Source organism: Falsiroseomonas sp. RANM36, assembly GCF_056682175.1.
Genome location: NZ_JBWXTD010000005.1, coordinates 654,633 through 660,589, shown reverse-complemented (window position 1 = coordinate 660,589; position 5,957 = coordinate 654,633). Strand labels below are relative to the sequence as shown.

The 5,957-nt window shown below is 72.7% G+C and carries 3 protein-coding genes; 2 read left to right on the top strand and 1 reads right to left on the bottom strand.

The features are described from left to right. Positions 1-97: 97 nt before the first annotated feature. Positions 98-2,071, bottom strand: a complete 1,974-nt coding sequence (locus AC1MIR_RS21195; protein WP_480030161.1) for a PhoX family protein — start codon at positions 2,069-2,071, stop codon at positions 98-100. A 190-nt stretch (positions 2,072-2,261) separates the two neighbouring features. Between AC1MIR_RS21195 and AC1MIR_RS21190 the strand changes: the two genes are divergently transcribed. Further along, a complete protein-coding gene (locus tag AC1MIR_RS21190; RefSeq protein WP_480030160.1) occupies positions 2,262-4,316 on the top strand; it encodes a PhoX family protein in 2,055 nt (684 codons plus the stop codon). A 144-nt stretch (positions 4,317-4,460) separates the two neighbouring features. After that, a complete protein-coding gene (gene cls / locus AC1MIR_RS21185; protein WP_480030159.1) occupies positions 4,461-5,897 on the top strand; it encodes a cardiolipin synthase in 1,437 nt (478 codons plus the stop codon). Positions 5,898-5,957 lie beyond the last annotated feature (60 nt).

The following is a 5,957-nucleotide window of genomic DNA, read 5'->3' as shown; positions in this document are numbered from 1 at the left end:
GCGGGGGCCGGCGACCCGGCGGGCGGGCGCGGGCGGCCCGCGGGGGGGGGCCGGCCGGGGGCGCTGAGGGCGCCGCAGGCGCATCCGCTTCGGCGGATCAGGTCCCGATCTCGCCGCCGTCGCGCCTGACGATCGCGATCACCGAGGGACGCGGCGGCTCGCCATCCTTGAAGTCGGGCCAGCGCGTCGAGGGTCGCTCGAAGGTGCTGCCCGGATCCTCGCCGGGATGCTGGATGGCGAGGAACAGCGTCCGGTCGTCCGGCGTGAAGCGCGGGCCGCAGACCTCGGCCCCGGTCGGCGCCTGGAAGAACAGCCGCGTCAGCGCGCGGCCATAGCCGCTGGTGTCGGCCGCCCAGACGCCGTCGGCGATGCCGGCATTGTCCGGCGCGCCGTCCGTCACGATCCAGATCCGGCCCTTGCTGTCGAAGGCGCAGTTGTCGGGACAGGAGAGCCAGCCATTGTCGCTGGTCGCACGATGGTAGCGCGCGCCGGAATCGAGGCCGGGCTTGCCCGCCATCAGGAAGATCTCCCACCGTCCTTCCGTCGCGGCATGGTCCACGCGGTCGGTGCCGGCACCGGGCGGGATCACCTCCACCACATGCCCATGCACGTTGTTGGCGCGCGGATTGGCGGGACCGACCTGCTGCGCCGTGCGGCGCGTGTTGTTCGTGAGCATGACATAGACGCGCCCGTTCACCGGGTTGGTCTCGACATCCTCCGGCCGGTCCATCGGCGTGGCGCCGAGCAGGTCGGCGGCGCGGCGCGCCTCGATCACCACGTCGCCCTGGCTGCGGAATCCGTTCGCCTCGGTCAGCGGCCCCTGGCCATGCACCAGCGGCAGCCAGCGCATCACGCCGCGCTCCTCGAACTTCGCGACATAGAGCGTGCCGTCGTCCAGCAGGTCGCGGTTCGCGGCGCGGTCGTTCGGGTTCCAGGGCCGGGCGGTGACGAACTTGTAGAGGTAGTCGAAGCGCTCGTCGTCGCCGGAATAGAAGGCCACGCGCCCATCGGCGCTGACCGCGTGCGTCGCGCCCTCATGCTTGAAGCGGCCGAGCGCGGTGCGCTTCACCGGCACGCTCTCCGGGTCGTACGGGTCGTATTCGACGATCCAGCCGAAGCGGTTCGGCTCGTTCGGCTCCTTGTCGAGGTTGAAGCGGTCGAAGTGCCGCCCCCAGGCATAGGTCGCGTCCTTGGCGATGCCGTAGCGGCGATAGGCGGCCGCCTGCGGCCCGGTCTCGGCCGCGTCGCCGCCGAAATACTGGTTGAAGTTCTCCTCCGCCGTGATGACGGTGCCCCAGGGCGTGTTGCCGCCGGCGCAGTTGTTCAGCGTGCCGAGCACGCGCGTGCCGGTGGGTTCGGCATTGGTGCGCAGCCGCTCATGGCCCGCCGCGGGGCCGCTGATGCGCATCGGCGTCTCCATGGTGATCCGCCGGTTCATCCGCCCGCCCGGCACGCTGCGCCAGGTGCCGCCCTCCTTGCGGACCTCCACCACCGACATGCCATGCGCGGCGATCTCGACCGCCGCCTGCTCCTTCGTGGTGCGCCCGCGCGCGGCGCGGCCTTCGCCGATGCCGGCGAACATCAGGTTGGTGTTGGTGTATTCGTGGTTCACGCAGATCAGGCCGTGCTCGGAATTGCGCGATCCGGCGGGCAGCGGGAAGTAGTCCAGGTAGTCGTTGTTGTAGCCGAACTGCCTGGCCTGCCCCTCGGCGGTGAGTGTGCGCGGATCGTAGGGCGGCGCGCCCTCCAGCACCGGATCGCCCCAGCGGATGACCACCTGCACGTCGTAGCCCTCGGCGACCTGGTGGTTCTGGCTGAGGCCCTGGCGGAGTTCCTGGAAGGTGAGCGTGGATGGGCCGCCGCGCGCCGGGATGGGGGCGGGCTGCGCCACCGCCTCCCGCACCAGCGCCTCGCTCAGCGCCGCCGCGGCGCCGGCGCCGGCCCGGCCGCGCAGGGCGGCGCGGCGGCTGAGGCGGGCTTCGATCAGCGCGCCGATCGGTGTGGCCGGCGCGGGGTTGCTGCCGATATCCTCGATCTCGGGCAGGTCCGGTTCGGACTCGTTCGGATGCATGCGACGTTTCCTCGCGTCTGTCACGGAACTGTCACAATGCCGGGGCCCTTGCGGACGTCAACCGGATGACCGGGTCAGATGCGCGTGCCGCGCCGGCCCTCTTGTCACACCGTCGCAATCATCCCGTCGCGGAACTGACGCGGAGCGCCGCTAAGAGCGCCGCATCATGCCACCCCTGGGAGACGCGACGATGCCGGACGATCTGCGCCACCTGTCCTATGACCTCGAGGCCGGGGACGAGATCCCCTCCAACGCCTCCTCCAACCCGACCTTCGCCGAGATCGCGGAGGCCCGCCTCGGCCGCCGCGGCATGCTGATGGGCGGGCTCGGCGCGGCCATCGCCGGCTTCATCGGCACCGCGCCGCGAGCGGCGGGCGCGCAGGGCGCCGCGCCGGCCGCCCAGCCGGCGGCGCAGGGCCCGGCGATCGGCTTCAAGGCCGTGCCGATCAGCGCCAACGACACGGTCGTGGTGCCGGAGGGCTATTCGGTGCAGGTGCTGATCCCGCAGGGCACGCCGCTGAACGGCCGCCCCGCCGCCAAGGGCCTGCCCGAGATCAGCGCCGCCGAGCAGGAGCAGGCGATCGGCGCGCATCACGACGGCATGCACTTCTTCCCGATCGAGGGCCGCCACCCCGAGGAAGGCAGCAGCACCGACGGCTTCCTGGTGGTGAACCACGAATACATCGAGCCGCGCTTCATGCACGCCCGCGCCGCCGGGCAGTCCATCGGCAACGGCCGCATGCCGCTGGTGGACGGCGCGCGCGACGCCGAGGAGGTGCGCAAGGAGATCTTCGCCCATGGCGTCTCCGTGGTGCGCATCGCGAAGCAGGCCGGCGGCCAGTGGGCGGTGGTGGCGGATGCGCGCAACCGCCGAGTCCACGGCGCGACGCCGATGGAGATCGCCGGCCCGGTGCGCGGCCATGCGCTGGTGCGCACGAAGTTCAGCCCCGACGGCACGCGCGTGCGCGGCACGCTGAACAACTGCGCGCATGGCTACACGCCCTGGAACACCTACCTGACCTGCGAGGAGAACTGGGCGGGCTATTTCCGCAACCTCGACCGCGACGGCGACCGCCCGCGCCTGCCGCGCGAGCATGCCCGCTACGGCGTGCCCACCAGCCAGGCGCGCTACAACTGGGACCAGGTGCGGGGCGGCGGCGACGAGTTCGCGCGCTTCAACGTCTCCTCCACCGGCGCCGCTCCGACCGAGGACTACCGCAACGAGGTCAACGCCTTCGGCTGGATCGTGGAGATCGACCCGTTCAACCCGAACGCCATGCCGGCGAAGCGCACCGCGCTCGGCCGCTTCGCGCATGAGGGCATCGTGTTCGGTCCGGCGCGCGAGGGCCGCCCGGTGGTCGCCTATTCCGGCGACGACAGCATGTTCGAGTACATCTACAAGTTCGTCTCCGCCCGCCCCTTCGCCCGCGCCACCGCGAACGGCTCCCTGCTCGACGAGGGCACGCTCTATGTCGCGAAGTTCAATGCCGACGGCACGGGCGAATGGCTGCCGCTGGTGCATGGCCAGGGGCCGCTGACCGCGGCCAACGGCTTCGCCGACCAGGCCGAGGTGCTGGTCAACACGCGCCTCGCCGCCGATGCGGTGGGCGCCACCAAGATGGACCGGCCGGAATGGGGTGCCGTGGATCCGCGCGACGGGCGCGTCTATTTCACGCTGACGAACAACACCCGCCGCACCGAGGCGCAGGTGGACGGGCCGAACCCGCGCGCGCAGAACCGCTTCGGCCAGATCATCCGCTGGCGCGAGGCGAATGACGACCACGCCGCCACGCGCTTCGCCTGGGACCTGTTCCTGATCGCCGGCCCCGAGGGCGACAGCCGCATCGCCGGCTCCACCGTCACCGCCGACAACATGCTGGCCTGCCCGGACGGCCTCTGGTTCGACGCCGACGGCCGGATGTGGATCCAGACCGACATCGGCGAGAGCGAGCAGCTGCGCGGCCCGCTGGCGCCCTTCGGCAACAACGCGATGCTCTGCGCCAACCCCGTCACCGGCGAGACGCGGCGCTTCCTCACCGGCCCGAACGGGCAGGAAGTCACGGGCGTCGTCACCACGCCGGACCGGCGGACGATGTTCGTGAACCTGCAGCACCCGGGCGCCACCACCTCGGCGGCGGACTGGGCGGCGGGCCGGCCGAACAGCCGCTTCCCCAATGGCGACGGCGTGCCGCTCTCGGCGACGCTGGTGATCACGAAGGACGACGGCGGCATCATCGGTTCCTGACGTCGCCTCCGCCCGGGGGGGGGGGGGGGGGGCGCCCCCCCCCCCCCCCCCCGGGGTCGCACGGATCGCTGAACATGGCCGGGCGGCGCTCCGCCCGGGCGTGCCCTGGTGCCCCGCGGCGCGAATCCTGCCACGCTGCCGGCCATGTGGATCTGGCTGAACATCGGGCTGCATGTCGCCCTGCAGGGCGCCCTCATCGCGCGCGTCCTGCTGCGGCCGCATCGCGACCCTGCCTCCCGCATCGCCTGGATCGTGGTCATCCTCGCGCTGCCGGTGGTCGGCATGCTGGCCTATCTGCTGCTCGGCGAGACCAGCATCGGCCGGGCCCGCATCGCGCGGCTCCGCGCCGTGCTGGCCGCGCTGCCCGATCCGTCGGCCCCGCCGGCCGGCCTGCCGGCACCCGCGATCGCGCCGGCGCACCAGCCGCTGTTCCGCGTCGGCCAGTCCATTGCCGGCTACCTGCCCTGCGGCGGCAACCGCGCGACGCTGCTGCCGGATTCGGCCGCCGCCATCGCCGCGCTGGTGGCGGATATCGAGGGCGCGCAGGACCACGCGCATCTGCTGTTCTACATCTGGCTGCCCGATGACAGCGGCACGGCCGTGGCGGAGGCGCTCTGCCGGGCGGCGCGGCGCGGCGTGGCCTGCCGCGCGATGGTGGACGACCTCGGCAGCCGCCTGCTGATCGCCAGCCCGCTCTGGCCGCGCATGCGCGAGGCGGGCGTGCGGCTCGGCCGTGCGCTGCCGGTCGGCAACCCGCTGCTCCGCCCCTTCGCCGGGCGGATCGACCTGCGCAACCACCGCAAGATCGTGGTGATCGACGGGCGCATCACCTATTGCGGCAGCCAGAACTGCGCCGACGCCGCCTTCCGCATCAAGGCGCGCTATGCGCCCTGGGTGGATGTGGTGATGCGCTTCGAAGGGCCGGTCGCCTGGCAGAACCAGCACCTCTTCGCCAGCGACTGGATGGCGCATGGCGGAGAGGACCTGACCGCGCTGCTCCAGCGGGCCCCGGCCGCGGCGGTCGCCGAAGGCGGCATCGCCGCGCAGGTGGTGGCCAGCGGCCCCACCGCGCGCCATTCCGCGATGCCCGAGATGTTCCAGAGCCTGATGTACGCCGCGCGGCAGGAGTTGGTGATCACCACCCCCTACTACGTGCCGGACGAGGCGATGCAGGCCGCGCTCTGCGCCGCCGCCTTCCGCGGCGTGGCGACCAGCATCGTCTTCCCCGCCCGCAACGACAATCCCGCCGTCGCCGCGGCCAGCCGCAGCTACTATGCCGACCTGCTCGAGGCCGGCGTGCGGATCTTCGAGTTCGGCGGCGGGCTCCTGCACGCCAAGACGCTCTGCGTGGACGGCGCGGTGGCGCTGATCGGCTCGGCCAACATGGACCGCCGCAGCTTCGACCTGAACTACGAGAACAACATCCTCTTCGCCGACGCGGCGGCGACCGCGGCGCTGCGCGCCCGGCAGGACGGATGGATCGCGGCCTCCCGCCCGGTGGCGCAGGCCGATGCGGCCGCCTGGCCGCTGTCCCGCCGGCTGTGGAACAACACCCTGGCGGTGCTGGGGCCGGTTCTCTAGGCCGCGCCCGGCCGGCCGCCCCCGGGGGGCGGGCGGGCGGGGGGGGGCGATGGACCCCCC